Here is a 22,298-nt window from a genome sequence, read left to right on the forward strand (position 1 = left end):
TAGGCTTACCGGCGGTTCCCCTCTGTCGCCGAGCCTAGCGCCCGAGATTCTTGAACGCCAGCGTGAACAGATAGGAATTGCCGCGCGACGCATCGCCGGTGGTGGCATAGTCGCGCTTCCAGGTGAAGCCCAGCCTGAGGCAATCATCCTCATAGGTGATGCCGACGCGGTGGCGCACCGGCTCGAACCCGTCGGCGAGCGAAGTCGGGTCTTCCTTGCGATCCGTGAGATCGACCAGCGTCGAGCCCGAGATCGACCAGAAGCGCGCGATCTGGACGCGGGCGCCGAGCCGCAGTTCCTCGCGGTCCTGCAGGTCCTCCAGCGACGCGTTGATGTTGCGGTTGAGGCGTAGATAGCCGAGCTGGACATAAGTCGCCCGCGAGCCGAGCGTCATGTCGACTTCGTTGCGGCGGAAGGCGAGGTTGTCCTTGTCGAGCCGGTAGCGGTGCGTGAAGCTGACGAAGTCGCGGAAGCGGATCACCGTGCGGCCGACGATGTCGGACACCCGGTCGGTCAGTCCCGTCCCGTCGGGGAACAGCGTGGGGCGCGACGAGATGCGGTAGCTCTGGCCGATATTCGCGTCGATCGAGAAGCCTGGCAGGTAGAGCGCGTAGTCCATGCCCCAGGTGAAGCGGGTCGAATCCTCGAACCGGTCATAGCCGGGGAAACGGTTGAGCGCGAAGAGGTTCGAATCCTCCAGGTCCACCGCGCGGGCGTCTTCGTTGGGGACTTCCAGATTGGCGATCTTGGGCGAGGCGACGACCTGGAAGCGGGGCGTGATCCGCTGGGTACCGCCGAACAGGCTGCCGATCAGCGGCCATTTCACGTCCACCGCCGCGGCGGCGATGCCGCGGGTGTGGAAGCCATCCTCGCCGCGATAGCTGACCACGCTGGTCAGGTTCGTGTGCGACGCGTTGTAGAGATCGCCCCGGGCATAGGCGGTCAGGGTCACTTCCTGGCCCCAGTTGGTCAGGCGGCGCAGGTCCCAGCGGGCGCTGGCGAAGGCGCGTTGCGAATCCTGCCCGTCCGACCGGCCGATCGCCAGGGTGTTGAGCTGGAATTCGAAACGTCCGCCCACCAGCCCGTCGTCCATGCGGCGGCGATAGTCGATCTCGGGCAGGGCATAGGGCTGCAGGCCCTGGCGGTCGCCGACCCGAAGCGTCTGCACCACCCAGGCGTTGATCGAGAAATAGCTATCTGCATCAATGCGTTCTACGCGAATATTGTTACGCAACCTGTCGTCGCGCGAAATATCGTAGCGACGCAGGAAGGTGCGGTCGGTGGTCAGGCGCAGCGAGGCGCTGGCGCTCCAGGCCGGATCGAGCTGGAAATTGCCGACCGCGTCGAGATAGCCGCGGAAATCGTTCTTCGAGGTGGCCGGAGTGACGGGAACCGTCAGATCGTCCGCCCGGCGGCTATAGGTGCCATAGGCGCTGAGGCGGAAGGCGCCGAGCGAATTCAGCTCGCGATAATCGGCCTGCAGCACCGGCAGCACGTTGGTGTAGATACGCGGCGTGATCGTCAGGTCGCGATTGGGCGCGAAGCTGAGATAATAGGGCAGCGCGAACTGGAAGCCGTTGGTGCGGTTGTAGCGCAGGTCGGGCGACAGGATGCCGCTGGCGCTCTGGCCGCCCACCGGGTGCGAGAAGACCGGCAGCGGGATCGTCGCGAAGCCGAACACCGAGACACGGGCGCCTGTGTAGCGCAGCCGCTTCTTGTCGGGTTCGTAGACCACGCGGTCGGCAGTGACCTTCCAGGTCGGCTCCTTGGGGCATCCTTCCGAATCGCTCACCGCGCAGGGCGTGTAGGCGGCATTGTGAACGGTGAAGCTGCCGTCCTCGTGGCGCTCGCCACGCTGGGCGGCGACACGGCCGCCCGCGTCGAGCACCACCAGCATGTTCTGGACGACGCCGTCCTTCAGGGTATCGGTCAGCTCGATCCTGTCGCCATAGGCGCTGTCGCCCTGCGGATTGACCAGGACGACATTGCCCTCGGCCACCACCTGGCCGGACTTGCGGTTCCACACCACCTTGTCGGCGCGCAGCCGCTCGCTGCGGCGATAGAGGCGCACGTCGCCGGTGGCGGTCACCACGTCCTGCTCATTGTCGTATTCGAGCTGGTCGGCGGTGAACTGGATCTGGTCCTCGCCCTCGGGAAGCGCCGTCGGCGAAGGGGGCGGCGGCTCGACCGCGGGAGTCTGCAGGTCGGGGGCCGCAGCCGGGGTGGGGGCGCCCCGAGTCGGCTCGGTCTGCGTCTGCGCGCGCGCCTCGGCCGCCAGGCACAGGCCAAGCGCGGCCGACAGCAGCAAGGCCTTGCGCGTCACTTCGATTCCCACCTTTGCTTCAACTCCCGTGCACGCGGCTTCCACCGCCCTATCGCAGCGGTTGCGCCACCGCAACGTCACGTGCGTTGGCCCGAACGCACGGAAGCGCTAACAGGAGCCATGCAGGTCGACTTCTACCATCTGACGCAGCTTCCCCTGGAACGCGCGCTGCCCCGCATCGCCGAACGGGTGATCGAGAGCGGCGGGCGGCTGCTGATCGTGGCGGCCGAGGCGAGCCAGCGCGCCCGGCTCGACCAGCTGCTCTGGACCTATGCGCCCGAAAGCTTCCTGCCCCATGGCCAGGCCGGCGGGCCCGACGACGACCGCCAGCCGGTGCTGATCGCGGCCGAGGCCGGCGCCCCGGCCAACGGCGCGCGCAACGTTGCGCTGGCCGACGGCATATGGCGCGAGGAGGCGCTGGGTTTCGACCGGGTCTTCCACTTCTTCGACGAGGAGCGGATCGCCGAGGCGCGCATCGCCTGGAAGGCGCTGGCCGACCGCGAGGGCGTGGAGCGCAACTATTGGAAGCAGAACGCAGAGGGGCGCTGGGAAAGGGCGGCCTGAGTTCCGGATATTCCGGACACCTGGGACCGCCCGCGGGCAATCGCGCAATCTTCACGGTTCAAGGGGCTCCGGAAGGAACAATTGCGGAACATCGCGCCGCAGGACCGGCCCGGCGCGGCAGGAGCGCTTGCATCGCGCGCCGCCGGGGACTAGGGAGCCGCGACTTTTCCACAACTTCAAAAGCAGGAGCCGCACGGCCATGGCCGCGAACCGGACCTTTTCGATCATCAAGCCCGATGCCACCCGCCGCAACCTCACCGGTGCGGTCACCAAGATGCTGGAGGAGGCCGGCCTGCGCGTCGTCGCTTCCAAGCGCATCCAGATGAGCCGCGAGCAGGCCGAGGGCTTCTACGGCGTCCATCGCGAGCGCCCCTTCTTCAACGACCTGGTCGAGTTCATGATCTCGGGCCCGGTCGTCGTGCAGGTGCTCGAGGGCGAGAACGCCGTGCAGCGCAACCGCGACATCATGGGCGCCACCAACCCGGCCAATGCCGATGCCGGCACCATTCGCAAGGAACTGGCCGAATCGATCGAGGCGAACTCGGTGCACGGTTCGGACTCGGACGAGAATGCCGCGATCGAGATCGATTTCTTCTTCAAGCCGGAAGAGATCGTCGGCTGATCGCCGGGTTTCTACACCGATCTGGATGCGAAAGGCCGGGGTGGAAGCCCCGGCCTTTTTCGTTTCGGGACGCGTATGGACTGGCGTGACGGAAGCGGCCGATGCTCCCCCTAGCGCATGGCGAGGTGGCCGCAGCCGCGCATCTGGCTGGTGCCCGGCACCACCCCCTCGGCCGTCACCGATACGCTGTGCAGGAAGCTGGCGCCCGCATCGTCCTTGCAGGGCTCGCGCTTGATCTCGACGATCACCGGCCGGAGCGCGCCGCCCGCCCGCATCTCGCCGCTCAGGACGATCAGCGTGCTCGGCGCGTCCGCCGGCTGGCCGCGATAGAACAGCTTGAAATCGCTGCGCTGCGAACCGCTGGCCCAGACAAGGCTGGCGTCATGGGCGCCCCCGCCCGTGGAGGTGATGTCGATGCTCCAGCCTTCGCCGCCGCCGTTGAAGGCCGGGACCGGGCTCAGCCCGCCGCCGCGGACCTCCGGCGCCGGTCCGGATGTCGAAGTCGATTGGGTGCAGCCGGCCAGGGCCAGCATCGTCATGGCGATCATCGCGCGCATTTTCGCAAATCCTCCCTTGGTTGTTTCCCGAAGCTGCAAACGCGAAACGGGGGCCGCGGTTGCCGCAGGGCCATCGATTGCAACGCCGGCCCTCGCTATCATGATCGGGCGACGAGCAGGCAAGAAGGGGGGTGCTACCGGGATGAGGAAGCTTGGAATGGCGGCGGCGCTGATATCGGCCGTCCTGTCTTCGAATGCCGGGGCCGCGGTGCTGCACCCCAAGGTGGTGATCCTGGGATATTTCGAGACGAGCAAGGCCTATGGCGAGAAGGGCTATTGGGGCGATGCCGACAAGCCGGGCGAGCTGCATCACTGGATCGAGGGCCTGAACCTCAAGCGGCGGCTGCCGGTGAAGGGCGCGTTCAACCCCGTTTGGGCCAATGCCGACGGATCGATCATCGCAATGAAGATCGGGCCCAACAGCCTGCACCCCGCCGTGAACCTGATGGCGCTGGGCCTGGATGCGAATTTCGACCTTTCGCGCTCCTACTGGCTGATCAACGGCATTGCGGGCACTTCGCCGGAGACGGGAACCATCGGCGACCTGATCTGGACGGATTTCGTCGTCAACGGCGACGTCGCCCATGAGATCGATGCCCGCGAGATCCCCGCCGACTGGCCGGAAGGATATTTCCCCGCCGGCAGGACCGGGCCCTATCCCGAGCCGCGGGTGGCGGCCGGCTCGCCGGAGGACGTCCGCGGCTGGACCGGCCCGTTCCGCACGAACCGCGCGCGGACGGTCACCATGCTCAACGCGTCGCTTGCCCGCTGGGCGTATCGGCTGACCGTTCGCGTCGCGCTTCCGGACAATGCCGGGATGCGGGCCGTTCGGGAGGAATATGACCAGGCCCGGGCCCGGTCGGCGCCGGAAGTCGCGATCGGATCGACGCTTTCGTCCGAGACCTTCTGGCTGGGCGGCCGGCTGGACGCATGGGCGCGCCGCTGGGTCGCCTACATGACCGACGGCCGCGGAACGTTCCGCACCACCGAGACCAACGATGCCGGGGCGATGGTGGCGCTGTCGGCGCTGGGCCGGGCAGGGCGGGTCGACCCCGACCGGGTGTTGCTGCTCCGCGCGGCGAGCAATTTCGACATGCCGCCCAGGGGCGTGCCCGCGTCGGAGCAACTCGTGCGGGAGGGGCCGCAATCCTTTGCCGGCTATCTGCCGGCGCTGGACGGCCTGTATCGCGTCGGCGCGCCGGTGGTGCACGAGATCGTCCGCGGCTGGCCGACCTATTCCAAGACGCCTCCGAAATGAGCGCGCGAGGGCGGTGAGGCCGCCGGGGATCAGCTGCGCGGCAGGGTGATCGTCGCCACCAGGCCGCCGCCCTCGCGATTGGCGAGGCTGATCTCGCCGCTCGCGTCGCGAACGATGGCGCGGGCCAGCGCGAGGCCGAGGCCGGCGCCGCCGGTCTCGCGGTTGCGCGATTCCTCGAGGCGGGTGAAGGGATCGAAGACCTTCTCCAGCTTCTCCGGCGGGATGCCCGGGCCGCGGTCGCAGACTTCGATCGCGACGCGCTGATCGCCCGGGCGCAGATGGACCTCGGCGCCACCGCCATATTTGACGGCGTTCTCGATCAGGTTGCGCACCGCGCGGCGCATCAGCGCGGGGCGCAGGTGCATGCGCAGCCGCGGAGCTTCCTCGAAGGTCACGTCCCGGCCGAGATCGCGGAAATCCTCGACCACTGCGTCGATCAGCGCGGACAGGTCGACATCGGTCGGCGGCTCGCTCGGGCGGCCGAGCCTGGCGAGGCTGAGGATGTCGTCGAGCGTGCGGTTCATCTCGTCGATCGTGTCGGCCATGCGGGCGCGGTCGTCCTCGTCTTCCACCGATTCGATGCGGACGCGCAGCGCGGCGAGCGGCGTGCGCAGGTCATGCCCGATCGCCCCGAGCATGCGGTCCTTCTCGTCGAGCATGCCCGTCACGCGGGTGCTGAGCGCGTTATAGGCGGCGATCACCGCCCGCACGTCGCTGGGGCCGCTCTCCTCGACCGGGCGGGCGCCGTCGCCGGGATGGAAATCGCGCGCGGCAGTGGCGAGCTTGCGCAGCGGACGGGCGATGCGGTGGCCGGCCCAGAGCACGGGCAGGAGCACGACGATATAGAGGATGAGCGTCTGCGCCAGCAGCTGCCAGATCAGGGCACGCTCCGAGCGTGGCCAGGCCGAACTGAGCGAGAGCCAGCCCCTGCCGGGAAGCTCGACCGCGACCATCAGCTCGGCGCCCATGCGGCGAAGGCGTTCGGCGCGGGCGGGGTCCATGCGCTTCAGGAGCGGGCGGCTGCCGTCGATCGGGCGGACCACGGCGATGACCTGGCCGACGGCGACGCCGCCATCGGTAAGCCCGCGGCGAAAGTCGCGCTCGATGTCGCTGCGGCGGGTGAGCTCGGCGGGGATCGGGTTGGCCGGGCCGAAATCGACGCGCCCGCGCAGCTGGCGGCGTCCCTCGTGCCCGTCATGCCCGCTGCGGCGATCGGCCATGCCCGGCGCGTCCGGGCGCGGGTTCACCGGCGCGCCGAGCCGCTCGGCGGCGTCGATCAGCCGGGTGACGGTGGGGACGATCACCTGGGCGAAGCGCGCGTTCTGGCGCTCGCGGACGAGGAAACCGAAATTGATCGCCTGGGCGACGAACAGCGCGACCGCGACGAGCAGCGCGATCTGGCCGGGAAGCGAGCGGGGAAAGAGGCGAATGCGCCCGATCAAAGCCGGGTCACTTCGGCCGCCAGCGTATAGCCGCCGCCCCAGACGGTCTTGATGATCGCCGGGTTGCGGGGGTCGGGTTCGATCTTCTTGCGCAGCCGGCTGACCTGGTTGTCGATCGCGCGGTCGAAGGCGGCTGCCTCGCGGCCCTGGGTCAGGTCGAGCAGCTGGTCGCGGGTCAGCACCGCGCGGGGACGGGTGACCAGCGCGTGGAGCAGGCTGTATTCGCCGGTGGAAAGCGGAACCGAGACGCCCTCGCGGTCGACCAGGGCGCGCTCGCCGGTCTTGAGCACCCAGCCGGCAAAGGCGAAGCTGCCCGCGTCGGGCGCGTGCTGGCGGATGCCGCCGGCCTGGAGCCGGCGCAGGACCACCTTGATGCGGGCCGCGAGCTCGCGCGGGGAAAAGGGCTTCACGACATAATCGTCGGCGCCCATTTCGAGGCCGACGATCCGGTCGGTCTCCTCGCCCCGGGCCGTGAGCAGGATCACCGGCGTGTCGCTGCTCTCGCGGATGTGGCGGCAGAGCGACAGGCCGTCCTCGCCGGGCATCATGATGTCGAGCACCACCAGATCGATGGCATAGGCGGCCATGCGGGCGCGGGCGCCCTCGGCATCGCCGGCCTGCGTGATCCGGAACCCCTGTTTGGTGAGATACTGGGCGAGCGGCTCGCGGATCGAGCGTTCGTCCTCGACGAGCAGGAGGTGCGGCGTGTCCGGCATGTCGGGTTCGTAAGTCATGGGCATGCCGCAAGACAAGGGGTGCCCGGGCGGGTGAGGAGGCGAACCCGCCCGGGCCAGATCGGGCGGGCTCAGTTGCTCTCCGAGCCGCCCGGCGGGGGACCGCGACGTTCCATCCGCGCGCGCATCGCCGCGAACTCGGCCTGATCGATCTTGCCGTCGTGATTGGTGTCGAGCCGGTCGAAGCGGCGCTCGGCCTGGGCCTGCATGTCGGCAAGCGTCATGTCGCCGGCCATGCCGCGGCCGCCGCCGCCGCCGGGGCGCGCGGCGGCGCGCTCTTCCGCGCTGACCTTGCCGTCATGGTTGGCGTCGAGCCGCGCGAAGCGGGCGGCGACATCGGCCTGGAACTCTTCCTTGGTGATCACGCCGTCGTGATTGGCGTCGAGCCGGTCGAACATGCCGCCGCCGGGCGGGGGCGGGGCCGGCGGGGCGTCCTGCGCGAAGGCGGGGGCGGCCAGCAGCGTCGCGCCGAAGGCGGCGGCGAGGGCGAACTTCTTCATCGGGGATCGAACTCCTGTGCATCCGGGGGGTGTGGCCCCGACAGGATCCGGTTCTGGACAGCAGCTGTCGCACGGGTTTGTCATGCGCCCGGGAAACTGTCGCAAATTGTCTCAGCCGAAGATGGCGACTCCCTGCATCGCCTCGGCGACGGGCTCGCCCGCCGCGTTCCAGATCGCCATGCGCTGGGTGGAATAGCCGTGATGCGCGGTGTCGGCGGCGGCGTGGAGCAACCACCAGCCATCGGTGGTGCGGGGCTCGGCGGTCTGGAAATTGATCTGCCAGTTCAGCGAACTGAGCGGCGTGCGGCGTTCCTCGATCAGCTTGAAGGCCGCGGGCGGCAGCGCATCGCCGATCGCCATCAGCTCGACAAACGGGTGGAGGCCGTCGAACGCGCGCAGCCGGGCCCAGCGCAGCCATTCGGCCGGGCGGGTGCCCTCGCGATGGTCCTGGAAGTTGAAGTTGCCGGTGAAGAAATCCTCGGGGCCCGTATAGAGTTCGGCGTCCGCCGCCGGCGGCGGCACGGGCGCGCGTGCCGCCGTGTCATGGGCGAGCGCCGAGGCAAGCGGTGCCATGAACACGAAGGTGGCGCGCAGGCCCAGCCCCGCTTCCGAGGCGACGTCGGACTGGAGGAAGGCGGCGTTGCGGCCGCGCCGCAGCCGGGTGGCGGTAACGCGGACTTCCCCGGCGAGCGGGCCGATAAAGGCGATCTGGGCCGAGCGGAGCGGCGGCAGGTCGGCCTCGGCTTCGAGCGCGGCCTGGAGCGCGAGCGCGGCGGAAAGGCCGCCATAGGCGGTGCGCCCCTGCATCCAGTCGGCGGGCACGGCCGTGGTGAAGCCGCCGTCGGTGCGCACGGCGCCGGCCAATATGTCCGCGAGCGGCGTCATGCCGCGGCGTACCGGTCGCGCAGCTCGCGCTTGAGGACCTTGCCGATCGCATTGCGCGGCAGTTCGTCGAGCTTGACCAGGTCGGCCAGGCGCTGGGTCTTGCCGACCCGGGCGTTGAACCAGGCGAGGACCTCCGCCGGGTCGCCGGGGCCGGTGAAGAAGCCGACCGGCGTCTCGCCCCATTGCTCGGAAGGGATGCCGACCACTGCGCAATCCGCCACGCCGGGGTGTGCGCCCAGCTCCGCCTCGAGGTCCGAGGGATAGATGTTGAACCCGCCCGAGATGATCAGGTCCTTCTTGCGGTCCATCAGGATCAGGAAGCCGTCCTCGTCGAAGCGGCCGACATCGCCGTGGCGGATGTAGCGATTGCCCTCGGCGTCGTGCCAGGTGGCGTCGCGCGTCGCCTCGGCGCGGCCGTGATAGCCGCTCATCATCGCGCCCGAGCGGCCGACCACTTCGCCCATCTCGCCCTGGGGCACTTCGTTGCCCGCCTCGTCGATCAGCCGGATGTCCTGCCCCGGCAGCGGGGTGCCGACGGTGTGGAGCTTGGTGGGGTGCATGTTGCAGAGCAGCGCAGTGGTGCCGCCGCCCTCGGTCATGCCGTAATATTCGACGAGCAGGCCCGGCCAGCGGGCGAGCACATCGGCCTTGAGCGCGGCCGAGAAGGGCGCGCTGGTGCAGGTCTTGAGGACGAAGGCGGAGAGGTCGAAGCTGTCGAAATCGGGCAGCGCCATGATCCGCTGATACTGGACGGGCACGAGCATCGCATGGGTGGCGCGGTGCTTCGCCGCCTGCGACACGAAGGTGCGCGCGTCGAACTTGCCGAGCAGCACCGCCGTGCCGCCCCAGGCGATCGTCGGGATGAAGCTGACCAGCGTGGTGTTCGAATAGAGCGGGGTGGCAATCATCGTCACCGCATTGGCGAAACCGCCGGGCGCGCGGGCGATGTGGATCCAGCGCATCGCCTGGGGCTGGACGATGCCCTTGGGCACGCCGGTGGTGCCGGAGCTGTAGATGATGTTGAACGGATCGTCCGGCCCGACCTCGACCGGTACGGGCCTGCTGCCCTCGGGCGCTAGGAAGGCGTGGAAGGCGATGCCGGCATCGCCGTCGTCCAGCGCCACGCGCTGCGCCGCGACCGTCGCGTCGCCCAGCGCCCTTGCCCCGGTGGCATCGAGGAACAGGACCTTCGCGCCGCAATCGGCGATCATCGCGGCGAGTTGCGCCGGCGTGGCCGAAGGCTGGAGCGGCGTGGGGACGCAGCCGACCCGCAGCGCGCCGAAAAAGGCGCAGGCATATTCGATCGAGGGCGCCCCCAGGATCGCGACCGCTTCGTTCCTGGCCAGCCCCTCGCGCTGGAGCGCCGCGGCGACGCGGTCGAGCATCGCATCGAGCGCGGCATAGCCGATCGACCGATCCTCGCAGATCATCGCCGGCTTGTCCGGCCGCTCCTCCGCATGGCCGCGGATCAGATCGGACAATGTGGCGAATTCGCCGGCGAGCATCGCTTCGGTACGCATAGCTTCTCCCCCGTTCCCGGCACGCCTAGAAGAGCGCCGGGACGAAGGCCATACGCATTCTTCGAAAAAATGCCTATTCGCTCGGTTGCGGCTCCCCGGCGGGGGCGGGGCGCATGTGCACGAACAGCGCGATGATCAGCGCGGCGCAGGCCATCAGCGTACCGGCGACGAGGAAGGCGGCGCCGTCGAAGCCGCGATGCGAGCCGGCCGCCAGCGCCTGGGTGGCGATCAGCGGGCCGAGGATCGCCGCGACATTGTTCATGCTCGAGATGCCGCCTTGCAGCGCCCCCTGATGCGAGGCGCCGACCATGCCCGACAAGGTGCCGTTGAGCGCCGGATAGGCGAAGGCCCCGAAGGCGCCGACCAGGAAGAAGGCATAGACCTGCCAGCCCTGCTGGATGAAGGCATAGGAGAAGAGCGTGAACGAGGCGGCGCAGAGCGCGATCAGCGCCGCCCCGCGCTCGCCGAACCGCTTGATCACTCGCCCGGTGAGCAGCGCCTGCACCAGCACGGTGAGGAACCCGACATAGGCGAGCGACCAGCCGATCGCCGTCGCATCCCAGCCGAAGCGGATCGCGGCCCAGAACGACCAGGTGGAGGGATAGACGGTGCCGGCGAGCTGCCAGAAGAACCAGGCGAGCAGCAGCGGCCCGGCATTGCCGGCATGGAAGAGCGGGCGGAAGGCGCCGATGATGTGCGCGTCGGACCAGCGGAAGGGCCGGCGATTCTCCTTCGCCAGCGTCTCCGGCAGGAAGAAGAACATCACCACCGCGTTCAGCGCGGCGCAGATCGCGGCGATCAGGAAGGGCGCGCGCAGGCCGAGCACCGAGCTGATCCCGCCCAGCGCCGGGCCGAGGATGAAGCCGACGCCGAACGCCGCGCCGACCAGCCCGAACACCGCGCTGCGCTTCTCGGGCGGCGTCACGTCGGCGATCACCGCGCTCGCCGGCCCGAAAGTGGCGCCCGCGATGCCGGCGATGACTCGGCCGACGAACAGCCAGGCGAGGCTGGGCGCGGCGGCCATCAGCGCATAGTCGATCGCGAAGGCGACCATCGACAGGATCAGCACCGGGCGGCGGCCATAGCGATCGCCCAGATTGCCGAGCACCGGGCCGGCGAAGAAGCCGGCGATGGCGAAGGCGGCGAGCATCCAGCCGGCGATGCGGGTGGCGGCGTCGAGCTCGACATGCCCCAGCTCGGTGACGAGTGCGGGCAGCACCGGCATGACGATGCCGAAGCCGATCACGTCGATGAGCACGGCGATCAGCACGATCGGCACCGCGCGATGTTCGAACTTCATGATTATCCCCTTTTCCGGCCCCTTAGCAGAGGCGGGCATTCCCGCCACGCGCAATATCTTTGGAACATAATGGGAACAATGCCGCCGTGGCAAGTGGCGGTCATGAAGGATGGCCGGGAATGGCGGAGGGGCGGCGCGCGCGACGATGGAATGGCTTGACGCCCGCGTAGCCGTACCGCAAATTCGAAACGACAAGAACATCCGGAGTAGAGTGATGGCCACGGCCCCCGATATCGACGCCCCGGCGAATCCCCTGGATGCGTTCCGCGCCGAGGCCCGCGCATGGATCGCGGCCAATTTCCCGCCCGCCCTGAAGGGCAAGGACAATGCGATGTCCGCGATCGAGGGGCCACACGAGAATTCGCCCGAGGAAGCCGCCTGGCAGCAGGCGATGGGCGACAAGGGCTGGGGCGTGCCGACCTGGCCCAGGGAATATGGCGGCGGCGGCCTGAGCCGGGCCGAGGCGCGGATCCTCCAGGAAGAGATGCAGCGCGCGGGCGCCTGGAACCCGATCGGCGGCATGGGCGTGATGATGTTCGGCCCGACCCTGCTCGAATATGGCTCGGAGGAGCAGAAGCGCGCGCATATCCCGGCGATCGCCAAGGGGCTGGTGCGCTGGTGCCAGGGCTATTCGGAGCCGGGCGCGGGATCGGACCTCGCCTCGCTCCAGACCTTTGCCGAGGACCATGGCGACCATTATGTCGTCAACGGCCAGAAGACCTGGACCAGCGGCGGGCAATGGGCGGACAAATGCTTCATGCTGGTCCGCACGGACAAGACGAAGAAGCATGAGGGCATCACCTTCCTGCTGGTCGACATGGACACGCCGGGCGTGGAAGTGAAGCCGATCCGGCTGATCTCGGGCAGCTCGCCCTTTTGCGAGACGTTCTTCACCGATGTGAAGGTGCCCAAGGCCAACCGGGTGGGCCAGGAAGGCGAGGGCTGGACGATCGGCAAGCGGCTGCTCCAGCACGAGCGCTCCAGCCTGTCGGGCGGCGGATCGGCGGCAGGGCGGATGTTTGCCGGCGCCTCGCTGGGGCAGATCGCGAAGAAACATGTCGGCGTGGATGCCGAGGGGCGGATCGCGGACGCCGATTTGCGCGGCCGGATCGCCCGGCACGAGATGGACCTGCGCAGCTTCATGCTGACGCTGCGGCGCACCGCGCTGGAGGCCAAGTCCAACCAGGGGCCGAGCGCCGCCACTTCGATCATGAAGAATGTCGGCGCGCGGATCATGCAGGAACGCTCGGAGCTGCTGATCGAGATCCGCGGGCTGGCCGGCCTCGGCTGGGACGGCGACGGGTTCGAGGAAGACGCGATCAAGGACGTGCGCAGCTGGCTCTTCGGCAAGGCGGTGTCGATCTATGGCGGCTCGACCGAGATCCAGAACAACGTGATCGCCAAGCGCATCCTGGGGATGCTGGACCATCAATAGTTGCTCCCTCTCCCCTTCGGGGGAGAGGGCCGGGGAGAGGGGGAGAGCGCGGGTGGCATGCCCCTCTCCCCGACCCTCTCCCCGCAAGCGGAGAGAGGGAGTTTCATGGCAATCCTGACCGAAGAACAGACGATGCTGCGCGACATGGCGCGCGAATGGGCGGACAACGAGGCCCCCGTCACTGCGTTTCGCAAGATGCGCGATGCCGCCCCGGCCGCCGGCTATGACGCGGAGATGTGGCGGGCCCAGGCCGAGATGGGCTGGGCCGGCATCCTGGTGCCCGAGGCGCAGGGCGGGGCGGGGATGGGCTATGTCTCGCTGGGCCTGGTGCTCGAGCAGCTCGGCCGCAACCTGGTCGCGACGCCGCTCGCCGCCACTGCGGCGGCGACCAGCGCGATCCTGATGGGCGGATCGGAAGCGCAGAAGGCCGAATGGCTGCCGAGGATCGCGGCGGGCGCGCTGGTTGCCACGCTGGCGATCGACGAGGGCCCGCGTTTCGATCCATCGAAGATCGCGACGAAAGTGGAAGGCGGCAAGCTCAGCGGCGTGAAGGCCTTCGTGCCCGAGGGCGACAGCGCGCAGCTGTTCGTGGTGGCGGCGACGGACGGGCTGTATCTCGTCTCGGGCGATGCCGGCGTGACGCGGTCGCCGCGTCACCTGACCGACGCGCGCAGCCATGCGCAGGTGACGTTCGACCGCGCGCCGGCCGAGGCGCTGGGCGGCGGCGCGGAGCTGATCGCGCAGGTGGCGGACCGAGCGGCGGCGGCGAGTGCGGCGGAGATGCTCGGCATGGCCGAGAGCGCCTTTGCCCAGACCAACGACTATCTGAAGACGCGGGTGCAGTTCGGGCAGGTGCTGGCGAGCTTCCAGGCGCTGCAGCATCGCATGGCGAAGATGTTCACCGAGCTCGAGCTGTGCCGCTCGGCGGTGGAGGGCGCGCTGGAGGCGATCGACAGCGGGCGCGCGAACGTGGCGCAGGAAGCGAGCCTGGCCAAGGCGGTGGCGAACGAGACGCTGCACCTGGTCAGCCGCGAGATGATCCAGCTGCACGGCGGCATCGGCATGACCGACGAGCATGACGCGGGCTTCTACCTGAAGCGCGCGCGGGTGCTGGAGGCGCAATGGGGCAATGCCGCCTGGCACCGCGACCGGTTCGCCCGGCTGAACGGATATTGAGGCGCGCCGGCGACATTTCCGATCGTCGCTATTCTCATGGGTCCCGCGCCGTCATTCCCGCGGAAGTGGGGATCCAGAGGCATGAAGGGCATCGCTCTGCCACTCCGGATCCCCGCCTTCGCGGGATGACGGCTTGGAGCTGACGAACCGCGTAGAAATGACGGGCCGGCATTCGAAGATCGATTCGGCCAAGCGGTGGAGACATAAGCCAGCAATATATGACATTTGCGCAACACTGCTGAGTTAGTCCCCTTTTGCAACCTTTGTTCTGCTTGACGTCCCTCCGGGACCTGTCAGTATTCGAGGATAGGGTATGGAGCCGGCAAAGTGCTCTGGCCCGTGGTGGGAGAGATGATGATGATGCGGTTACGCCTTTTGTCGTGCGTTGCTGTTCCTGCGCTCAGCTTTGCTCTGGCGGCCCCTGCCTTCGCGCAGGACGCCCAGACGCCGGCCGACGCGACTGCCCAGAACCAGGCCGAGCAGAACACGGGAACACGCGATCCCAACGAGATCGTCGTCACCGCCCAGGGCCGCGCCCAGGTGCTCGCCGACGTGCCGCTCGCCGTCTCGGCAGTGACCGCCACCCAGCTCGAGCGCACCGGCGCCAACGACATTCGCGCGCTCAACCAGGTCGCCCCCTCGCTGCTCGTCTCCTCGACCGGCAGCGATGCCAACACTTCCGCCCGCATCCGCGGCGTCGGCACGGTGGGCGACAATCCCGGCCTGGAAAGCTCGGTCGCGACCTTCATCGACGGCGTCTACCGCTCGCGCACCGGCCTGGGCCTGAACGATCTGGGCGAGATCGAGCGCATCGAAGTGCTGCGCGGGCCGCAGGGCACGCTGGGCGGGCGCAACGCCTCGGCCGGCATGCTCAGCGTCACCACCAAGGGGCCGGAGTTCACCTTTGGCGGCATGGCCGAGGCGACCTATGGCAATTACGACGCGTGGCGCCTGCAGGGCGCGGTGACGGGGCCGCTCTCCGAGCAGGTCGCGTTCCGCCTCGACGGGCTCTATTCGAAGCGCGACGGCTTCTATCACGATGTGAATACCGGGCGGGACATCAACAATCGCGACCGCTATCTCGTCCGCGGCCAGCTGCTGTTCCAGCCGAGCTCCGATCTCTCCGTCCGGCTGATCGGCGACTATAGCTATCGCAAGGAGGATTGCTGCGCCGCCGTCTATGCGACCGCCGACGTGTCGCAGGCCAATGCCTATGTCTCGCCGACCAATCCCGGGCTGATCGCACCGGGCACGCCGGTGGCGACGGTGCTGACCGGGATCACGGGCACGACCTTCGCGCAGTATTTCCCGGGCTACAACAACGCCTATTCGCGCCGCATCGCGACCAGCGCCAACCGCTCCTATACCGGCAAGACCAAGGACTGGGGTTTTTCGGGCGAGGTCAACTGGAACCTGGGCGGCGTCGAGCTGACGTCGATCACCGCCTATCGCAACTATGACAACACCCAGGCGGCCGATGCCGATTACGGCCTGGCCGACATCCTCTATTTCGGCCCGAAGAGCGGCCGCCAGTTCAAGACCTTCACGCAGGAGCTGCGCTTCCACGGCGAGGCGTTCGGCGGCAAGCTCGACTGGCTGGTGGGCGGCTATTACGCACACGAGGACCTGGACACGAAGAGCGAGCTGAAGTTCGGCAACGATTATGGCCGGTTCGCCGCCTGCCGCATCGTCTATGGCTCGTTCAGCGCCTTCTACAATCCGAACAATGTCGGCTGCCTGACGCCCACCGGCGTCGCGGTGCTGAGCAACACGCTCGGGCCGCTCGGCGCGGCAGGCGCGGCGATGGTCGGCGGGCTGCAGCGGCTCGACACCGTGCGCAACGTCGGCGACGACACGGCGAATTTCGACCAGACCAGCTCGAACTTCGCCTTCTTCACGCACAATATCTTTCACGTCACCAGCAACGTGGATCTGACGGTGGGCCTGCGCTACACCAACGAGACCAAGAAGCTGAACGCGAACTTCAACAATACCAACACGATATGCCCGGTGCAGCAGGCGAATCTGCTGCCCTTCATGGGCGTGCCCGCCCTGGCGCCGCTCGCGGGCGGCATCATCACGCTGAGCTGCCAGGGCGGCTCGTCCTCGGCGCTCAACGGGCTGACGCTGAACGACCAGCGCAAGGAGAACAAGTTCACCGGCACCGCGATCCTTTCGTGGAAGCCGGTCGACAACATCCTGCTCTATGCAAGCTATTCGCGCGGCTACAAGGCCGGCGGCTTCAACCTCGATCGCTCGGCCTTCAAGAACCCGAACCCGGCCCAGCCGCTGCCGATCTTCCCGATCAGCCTGGCCAATGCCGGCTATTATGCCGATGTGCTCCAGTTCGAGGAGGAGACGGTCACCGCCTATGAAGCGGGCATGAAGCTCTCGACCCGGGGCTTCAACCTGAACGTCGCCGGCTTCCGCCAGGAATTCAGCAACTTCCAGCTGAACACGTTCAACGGCACGGTGTACCTGGTCCAGAACATCAATGGCTGCAAGGTCGACCTGGGCGGTGGCGATCGCGACCTGAGCGCCACGACCGGCGCCTGCCCGTCGAACCAGATCAAGCCGGGCGTGGTCTCGACCGGTTTCGAAGTCGAAATGGGCATGTCGCCGGTGCGCGACCTGAACTTCAACTTCGGCGTGACCTATGCCAAGACCAAATATGCCAACAACCTGGTCGGCTCCGGGAGCGGCGCGCCGCTCGATCCGGCGCTGCGCCTGCTGCCGGGCCAGCTCCTCTCGAACGCACCCGAATGGGTGGTGACGAGCTCGGCGGGCTGGACGCCGTCGCTGGGCGGATCGCTGCGCGGCCTGCTCTATGTCGATGCCCGCCTGGCGGATCGCTACAACACCGGCTCGGACCTGTTCCCGCAGAAGGAGCAGCAGAGCTTCGTGGTGGTCAATGGCCGTATCGGCATCAGCGGCAACGACCAGCTCTGGGCGCTGGAGTTCTGGGTCCAGAACGCGACCAAGGCCAATTACATGCAGGTTGGCTTCAGCTCGCCCTTCCAGGCGGTGAGCACCACGCCGACGCCGGGCTATCCGGGCGGGTCGCAGATCTTCTCGGCCTATCTCGCCGAGCCGCGGACCTATGGCATCACGCTGCGTTCGCGCTTCTGACGCCTGAGGGAGGGATCGGGACGGGCCCGCGGAGCGATCCGCGGGCCCGTTTCGCTGTTTCAGACGCGGTTCAGCCGGCAGGCCGGAGAACGGCATCGATTCTGGAGAAATGGCCCATGCGCTCGTTCCTGCTGCCCATCCTTGCCTTCCTCGCGTCGGCGGCGCCGGCATCGGCCCTTGCCCAGGCGGCGCCAGCGGGCGAATGCGCCGTCAGCGTCCGGTTCGGCAGCTATGCGATGGGAATCGACGGGCCCGCCTTCGAACGGGTGCGGGCGCTGCTCGCGCGCGATCGCGGCGTGCGCGCGGTGGACGAGCAGCATTGGGGGCGGGAAGGGGAGACGACGCTCTGCGTGCGGACGCGCCGGGCGGGCGACGCGCGGCGGCTGTTCGGGCGCGTGAAGGCGGCGCTGCCCGCCAAGCCGCGCGGACCGATCACGGTGGAGACGCGCGGCGGGCTGCGCTTCGAGGCGCCGCGACAGCGAAACGGCTAGATCGTGCACAATCGTGCGCGTTGACTCGCATAATTATGCACGATATTGCCGATTCATGCTTGTTGATCTCCCCAATGCGCGGCGCGATGCGATTGCCGCGCGCCTTGCCGATGGGCAGCCGGTTTCGGCTGGCGCCCTGGCCGCCGAGTTCGAGGTTTCGGAAGATGCGATCCGGCGTGATCTGCGTGCCCTGGCTGCCGAGGGAAAGTGCCGGCGCGTCTATGGCGGCGCGCTGCCCATTTCACCGATCTCGGCCCCGATGGCGGCGCGGATCGAGGGCGACCAGGGGCATAAGCGTGCGCTGGCCCGCGCTGCCGCGACGACGATCCGGCCGGGCGAGTTCCTGTTCCTCGACAGCGGCAGCACCAACCTTGCCCTGGTCGAATTCCTGCCCGAAGACAATGACCTGACCATCGCGACCAATTCGATCGACATCGCCGCGGCGGCGCTGCGGCGGCAGGACCTGAAGCTGATCGTCCTGGGTGGCGAGGCCGATCCGATCATCGGCGGCTGCGTCGATGCCGTGGCGCTGCAGGCGCTGGTGCAGATGCGCTTCGACCGCGCATTCATCGGCGCCTGCTCGGTGTCGGAGGAGGGGGTGGGAGCAGCGCAGCTCGCCGATGCGACCTTCAAGCGTAGCGTCATTGCCCGGGCCGAGCGCACGGTGGTGCTGATCGCCAACGACAAGCTTGACCGCGCCGCGCCGCACCAGGTCGCAGCGCTTGGCCAGATCGACATGCTGGTAGTCGAGGCGAGCGCCTCCGCCGCGCAACGCGCTTCGCTCGATGCGGCGGGGTGCCGCGCCATCCTCGTCGCCGATCCCGCCTGAACCTGCCGGAGCATCCCATGATTTCCGCCGATCGCCCGGCCACGCGGCTGGCCACTCGTCTATCCTTCCTGGTCGCCGGGTTCGGGATCTCCTGCTGGGCGCCGCTGGTGCCCTTTGCCAAGCAGCGCCTTCACATCGATGCTGCGATGCTTGGCATGCTGCTGCTCTGCATCGGCATCGGCTCCATCGCAGCGATGCTGGCAACCGGGCCGCTCAGCGCGCGCTATGGCGGCAAGCCGGTGATCGTGACGAGCGGCATTGCGCTTGCGCTGATCCTGCCGCTGCTGACGATCGCCGCTACGCCCGTCGCGCTTGGCGGCGCGCTGCTGCTGTTCGGTGCCGCGCTCGGCTCGCTCGATGTGGCAATGAACGTGCATGCGGTGGAAGTGGAACGCGCGGCGAAACAGCCGCTGATGTCCGGATTTCATGCGTTGTTCAGTATCGGGGGCTTTGCCGGTGCCGGGCTGATGACGATCTTCCTGTCGTTCAAGATGAGCGCGCTCGCCGGCAGCCTGGTGTGCGCGGGGATCATGCTGGCGGCGATGCTGGTCGCCTGGCCGCGATTGCTGCCGGCAATGACAGGCGAGGACGGGCCGCTGTTCGTGTGGCCGCACGGCGTGGTGGTGCTGCTGGCGGTGCTCGCCATGGCAACCTTTCTTGCCGAAGGTGCGATGCTCGATTGGAGCGCGCTGCTGATCACCCAGATGGGACTGGTCGGCGCGACGCAAGGCGGCCTGGGCTATATCCTGTTCGCGATTGCGATGACGAGCGGGCGATTGCTGGGGGACAGGCTCACGGCACGCCTGGGCGATTATCGCACCTTGCTCGGCGGCGGCGTGATTGCAGTTGCAGGATTCCTGGTGCTGCTGAGCGTGCCGGTCGCACCGATCGCGTTGGCGGGGTTCCTGCTGATCGGGCTGGGCGCGTCAAACATCGTGCCGGTGCTGTTCCGCATTGCGGGGGCGCAGGCCCATATGCCGCCGGCATTGGCGATCGGAGCGATCACCACGCTTGGCTATGCCGGAATCCTTGCCGGGCCCGCGGCGATCGGCGTGGTGGCGGAGGCGATCGGGCTGCGGGCCGCTTTCTGGATGCTGGCGGTGCTGTTGCTGCTGGTCCCCTTTACCGCCCGGCGGACGGCGCGGGCGGCCAGTTCGGGCTGAAGCGATGGCGGTGCCTCGCAAAGGAGCTATTGCGACTAGCTTGCAATAGCATCTCCTCGCTGCTAGCGGCTCCCGCGAACAGGCCGGCCCGTGGCGGCACGGCGAAACTCCTGGGGGTCTCCTACATGGCCGTGCGCGCGCGCCCTTCGCTGCTTTCCTTGCCGTTGCTGACGCTCGCCGCGACCCTGCCGCAGGTCGCCCATGCCCAGCAGGCGGAACCGCGAAAGGATGCGGACGCTTCCGAGGAGATCGTCGTCACGGCGGCGCGCACGGTGCTCCCGCCCAACGCGCTGCCGCTCACCATCGACGTGATCGACAAGCAGCGGCTCGACCAGCAGATCGCGATCTCGGGATCGGTGACCGATGCGGTGGCGAACCTCACCCCGTCCTTCTCGCCGACGCGCCAGAAGCTGTCCGGTGCGGGCGAGACGCTGCGCGGGCGCTCGCCGCTCTATGCGATCAACGGCATCCCGCAATCGACGCCGATGCGCGACGGCAGCCGCGACGGCTTCACCATCGACGGCTTCTTCGTCGACCGGGTCGAGCTGATCTATGGCTCCAACGCGCTGCAGGGGATCGGCGGCACCGGCGGCATCGTCAACCAGGTGACGGTGGGTGCGCCGAAGACCGAGGGGATCAGCGGGCGCGTGCTGCTGCAGGGGACCGCGGACAACGACTTCCGAAGCGACGGCATCGGCGGCAAGGCCGCGGGGCTGGTGCAATGGAAGTCCGGCCGCTTCGACGCGAGCTTCGGCGCCGCCTATGAGAAGCGGGGCGTCTTCTACGACGGCGACGGGCGCCGCGTCGGGCTGAACCTCACCCAGGGCGAGACGCAGGATTCGACCACGGTCTCGCTGTTCTCGCGCATCGGCTACCAGCTGGGCGATACCGGCCGGATCGACCTGATCGCCAGCCGTTTCGAGCTGAAGGGCGGTGGCAACTATGTCGCGGTGCCGGGCAACCGCGCCACCGGCCTGCCGACCAGCGCGATCCGCGGCGACGCCCCGGGCAAGCCGGCGGCGAGCCGCACCGAGAGCGTGGCGCTGACCTATACCGATACGGCGCTGGGCGGCGGCAACTTCGTCGGCCAGATCTTCTTCAACCGCACGCACGACCGGTTCGGCGGCGAGATCGCGCCGATCGCGACCTTCCAGGACCCAAGGCTCGACCCGGCCGAGAAGCTGTTCGACCAGTCCGAGAACCGCTCGCGCAAGCTGGGCGCCAAGCTGAGCTATGAGCGCGCGGTGCCCGGCTTCGAGGCGCTGACCGCGACCTTGGGCTTCGACGCGCTGATCGACAAGACGGAGCAGCGGCTGATCGCCACCGGCCGCGTGTGGGTGCCGCCCAGCGACTTCCGCAGCCTGGCGCCCTTCGCCCAGGCGAACCTCAAGCTGTTCGGCGGCAAGCTGCGCCTGGCCGGCGGCGCGCGCTACGAGAATGTCGCGATCAGGATCGACGATTACTACACGCTCGCCTCGACCACCTATGTCGCGCCCAACAAGGCGACCTATGGCGGCGTCGCGGTGGCCGGCGGCAAGCCGAAGTTCGAGGACCTGCTGTTCAACGGCGGCGTGATCGTGGAGCCGGTCGCCGGCATCCGCGCCTATGCGAGCTATGCCGAGGGCTTCACCGTGCCCGACATCGGCCGCATCACCCGGGCGATCAAGGTGCCCGGCGTCGACCTGGACCATTATCTCGACATCTCGCCGATCGTCTCGAACAACCGCGAGATCGGCGTGGAAGTGAAGCGCGGCCCGCTCGACGGCTCGGTCACCTATTTCTGGTCGTCGAGCGACAAGGGGCAGCTGCTGATCGCGCGCGCGAGCGGGATATTCGACGTGCAGCGCCAGCGCGTGGAGATCCAGGGGCTCGAGGTCAATCTGGGCGTGAAGCTGCCGGTGCCGGGGCTGAAGGCGAGCATCGGCTATGCGCATCTGAGCGGCCGCTACGACGCGGACGCGGTGCCCGACGGCAAGGTCGACACTGACCTCGACGGGACCAACATCTCGCCCGATCGCATCAACCTGGCCGCGGACTATGCCAGCGGGCCGTTCAGCGCGCGCGTGCAGACGCAATTCTACCTGTCGCGCCGCTTCGACGGCAAGGCGCGGGCGATCGACGATGCCAATCCGCTGCACCCGCAGAAGCTGTTCATGAACGATTTCGGCGGCTATGTGCTGACCGACGCCTATGTCCGCTACCAGACCAGGCTGGGCGGGCTGAGCCTCAGCGTCACCAATCTGTTCGACAAGATGTACATCGACTATAGCTCCGACACGCGCCTGCCCAACGACAACACGGTGTTCTATGCCGGGCGCGGGCGCACCTTCACGCTGGGCTGGGACTATCGCTTCTGATGCGGCGCGGCGC

18 protein-coding genes are annotated in these 22,298 nt (G+C 68.3%); 10 read left to right on the forward strand and 8 right to left on the reverse strand.

The annotated features are described in order from the left end of the window. Window positions 1-34 precede the first annotated feature (34 nt). Window positions 35-2,323 carry an LPS-assembly protein LptD gene (locus BGP17_RS19025; protein WP_286713179.1) on the reverse strand — a complete coding sequence of 763 codons (2,289 nt, stop codon included), beginning with the start codon at window positions 2,321-2,323 and terminating at the stop codon, window positions 35-37. Window positions 2,324-2,443: 120 nt separating this feature from the next. Here BGP17_RS19025 and BGP17_RS19030 point away from each other — a divergent pair, with 120 nt between their 5' ends. Together BGP17_RS19030 and ndk are read left to right on the forward strand one after the other, a co-directional pair. Continuing rightward, the gene (locus tag BGP17_RS19030) at window positions 2,444-2,887 is read left to right on the forward strand and encodes a DNA polymerase III subunit chi (protein ID WP_286713180.1); all 444 of its coding nucleotides are present in this window, start codon (window positions 2,444-2,446) and stop codon (window positions 2,885-2,887) included. Between the two features lie 199 nt (window positions 2,888-3,086). Further along, window positions 3,087-3,509: a nucleoside-diphosphate kinase gene (gene ndk, locus BGP17_RS19035; RefSeq protein ID WP_086129591.1), complete on the forward strand. Its 423-nt coding sequence runs from the start codon at window positions 3,087-3,089 to the stop codon at window positions 3,507-3,509. A 110-nt stretch (window positions 3,510-3,619) separates the two neighbouring features. On the opposite strand, the gene BGP17_RS19040 is transcribed toward ndk, so the two are convergent. After that, window positions 3,620-4,066: a hypothetical protein gene (locus BGP17_RS19040; RefSeq protein WP_286713181.1), complete on the reverse strand. Its 447-nt coding sequence runs from the start codon at window positions 4,064-4,066 to the stop codon at window positions 3,620-3,622. A gap of 157 nt (window positions 4,067-4,223) precedes the next feature. On the opposite strand from BGP17_RS19040, the gene BGP17_RS19045 reads away from it, so the two are divergent. Further along, complete coding sequence (locus BGP17_RS19045; RefSeq protein ID WP_286713182.1) at window positions 4,224-5,324, forward strand: purine-nucleoside phosphorylase; 1,101 nt, start codon at window positions 4,224-4,226, stop codon at window positions 5,322-5,324. 29 nt (window positions 5,325-5,353) lie between these two features. On the opposite strand, the gene BGP17_RS19050 is transcribed toward BGP17_RS19045, so the two are convergent. From BGP17_RS19050 to BGP17_RS19075, 6 genes are all read right to left on the reverse strand, one after another. Further along, window positions 5,354-6,766 (reverse strand): sensor histidine kinase, encoded by a 1,413-nt coding sequence (locus BGP17_RS19050; RefSeq protein WP_380926224.1) that lies wholly within the window; start codon window positions 6,764-6,766, stop codon window positions 5,354-5,356. Then, entirely contained in the window at window positions 6,763-7,482 is a 720-nt protein-coding gene (locus tag BGP17_RS19055; RefSeq protein ID WP_167299412.1) for a response regulator, read from the reverse strand. Before BGP17_RS19055 ends, BGP17_RS19050 begins: the two co-directional genes overlap by 4 nt. Window positions 7,483-7,571: 89 nt before the next feature. Further along, window positions 7,572-8,000: an EF-hand domain-containing protein gene (locus tag BGP17_RS19060; protein WP_286713183.1), complete on the reverse strand. Its 429-nt coding sequence runs from the start codon at window positions 7,998-8,000 to the stop codon at window positions 7,572-7,574. A 111-nt stretch (window positions 8,001-8,111) separates the two neighbouring features. After that, window positions 8,112-8,885, reverse strand: coding sequence for a thioesterase family protein (locus tag BGP17_RS19065; RefSeq protein ID WP_286713184.1), 774 nt, complete (start codon window positions 8,883-8,885; stop codon window positions 8,112-8,114). Further along, window positions 8,882-10,405 carry a class I adenylate-forming enzyme family protein gene (locus BGP17_RS19070; RefSeq protein WP_286713185.1) on the reverse strand — a complete coding sequence of 508 codons (1,524 nt, stop codon included), beginning with the start codon at window positions 10,403-10,405 and terminating at the stop codon, window positions 8,882-8,884. The genes BGP17_RS19065 and BGP17_RS19070 overlap by 4 nt, the downstream gene beginning before the upstream one ends. A gap of 73 nt (window positions 10,406-10,478) precedes the next feature. Next, a complete protein-coding gene (locus tag BGP17_RS19075) occupies window positions 10,479-11,705 on the reverse strand; it encodes a TCR/Tet family MFS transporter (RefSeq protein ID WP_286713186.1) in 1,227 nt (408 codons plus the stop codon). Window positions 11,706-11,919: 214 nt separating this feature from the next. On the opposite strand from BGP17_RS19075, the gene BGP17_RS19080 reads away from it, so the two are divergent. From BGP17_RS19080 to BGP17_RS19110, 7 genes are all read left to right on the forward strand, one after another. Beyond that, window positions 11,920-13,140, forward strand: coding sequence for an acyl-CoA dehydrogenase family protein (locus BGP17_RS19080; protein ID WP_167298826.1), 1,221 nt, complete (start codon window positions 11,920-11,922; stop codon window positions 13,138-13,140). A gap of 105 nt (window positions 13,141-13,245) precedes the next feature. After that, window positions 13,246-14,316, forward strand: a complete 1,071-nt coding sequence (locus BGP17_RS19085; protein WP_167298827.1) for an acyl-CoA dehydrogenase family protein — start codon at window positions 13,246-13,248, stop codon at window positions 14,314-14,316. A 357-nt stretch (window positions 14,317-14,673) separates the two neighbouring features. Continuing rightward, entirely contained in the window at window positions 14,674-17,445 is a 2,772-nt protein-coding gene (locus BGP17_RS19090; protein WP_353681885.1) for a TonB-dependent receptor, read from the forward strand. Window positions 17,446-17,561: 116 nt separating this feature from the next. Next, window positions 17,562-17,936, forward strand: a complete 375-nt coding sequence (locus tag BGP17_RS19095) for a hypothetical protein (RefSeq protein ID WP_286713187.1) — start codon at window positions 17,562-17,564, stop codon at window positions 17,934-17,936. 55 nt (window positions 17,937-17,991) lie between these two features. Further along, a complete protein-coding gene (locus BGP17_RS19100; protein WP_286713188.1) occupies window positions 17,992-18,765 on the forward strand; it encodes a DeoR/GlpR family DNA-binding transcription regulator in 774 nt (257 codons plus the stop codon). A 17-nt stretch (window positions 18,766-18,782) separates the two neighbouring features. Next, window positions 18,783-19,928: an MFS transporter gene (locus BGP17_RS19105; RefSeq protein ID WP_286713190.1), complete on the forward strand. Its 1,146-nt coding sequence runs from the start codon at window positions 18,783-18,785 to the stop codon at window positions 19,926-19,928. Window positions 19,929-20,053: 125 nt separating this feature from the next. Further along, window positions 20,054-22,285: a TonB-dependent receptor gene (locus BGP17_RS19110; protein WP_286713191.1), complete on the forward strand. Its 2,232-nt coding sequence runs from the start codon at window positions 20,054-20,056 to the stop codon at window positions 22,283-22,285. The last annotated feature ends 13 nt before the right edge of the window (window positions 22,286-22,298 follow it).

Origin of the sequence: Sphingomonas sp. 67-41 (genome assembly GCF_001899725.1) — a bacterium.
In the GTDB taxonomy this organism is placed as follows: Bacteria; Pseudomonadota; Alphaproteobacteria; order Sphingomonadales; family Sphingomonadaceae; genus Sphingomonas; species Sphingomonas leidyi.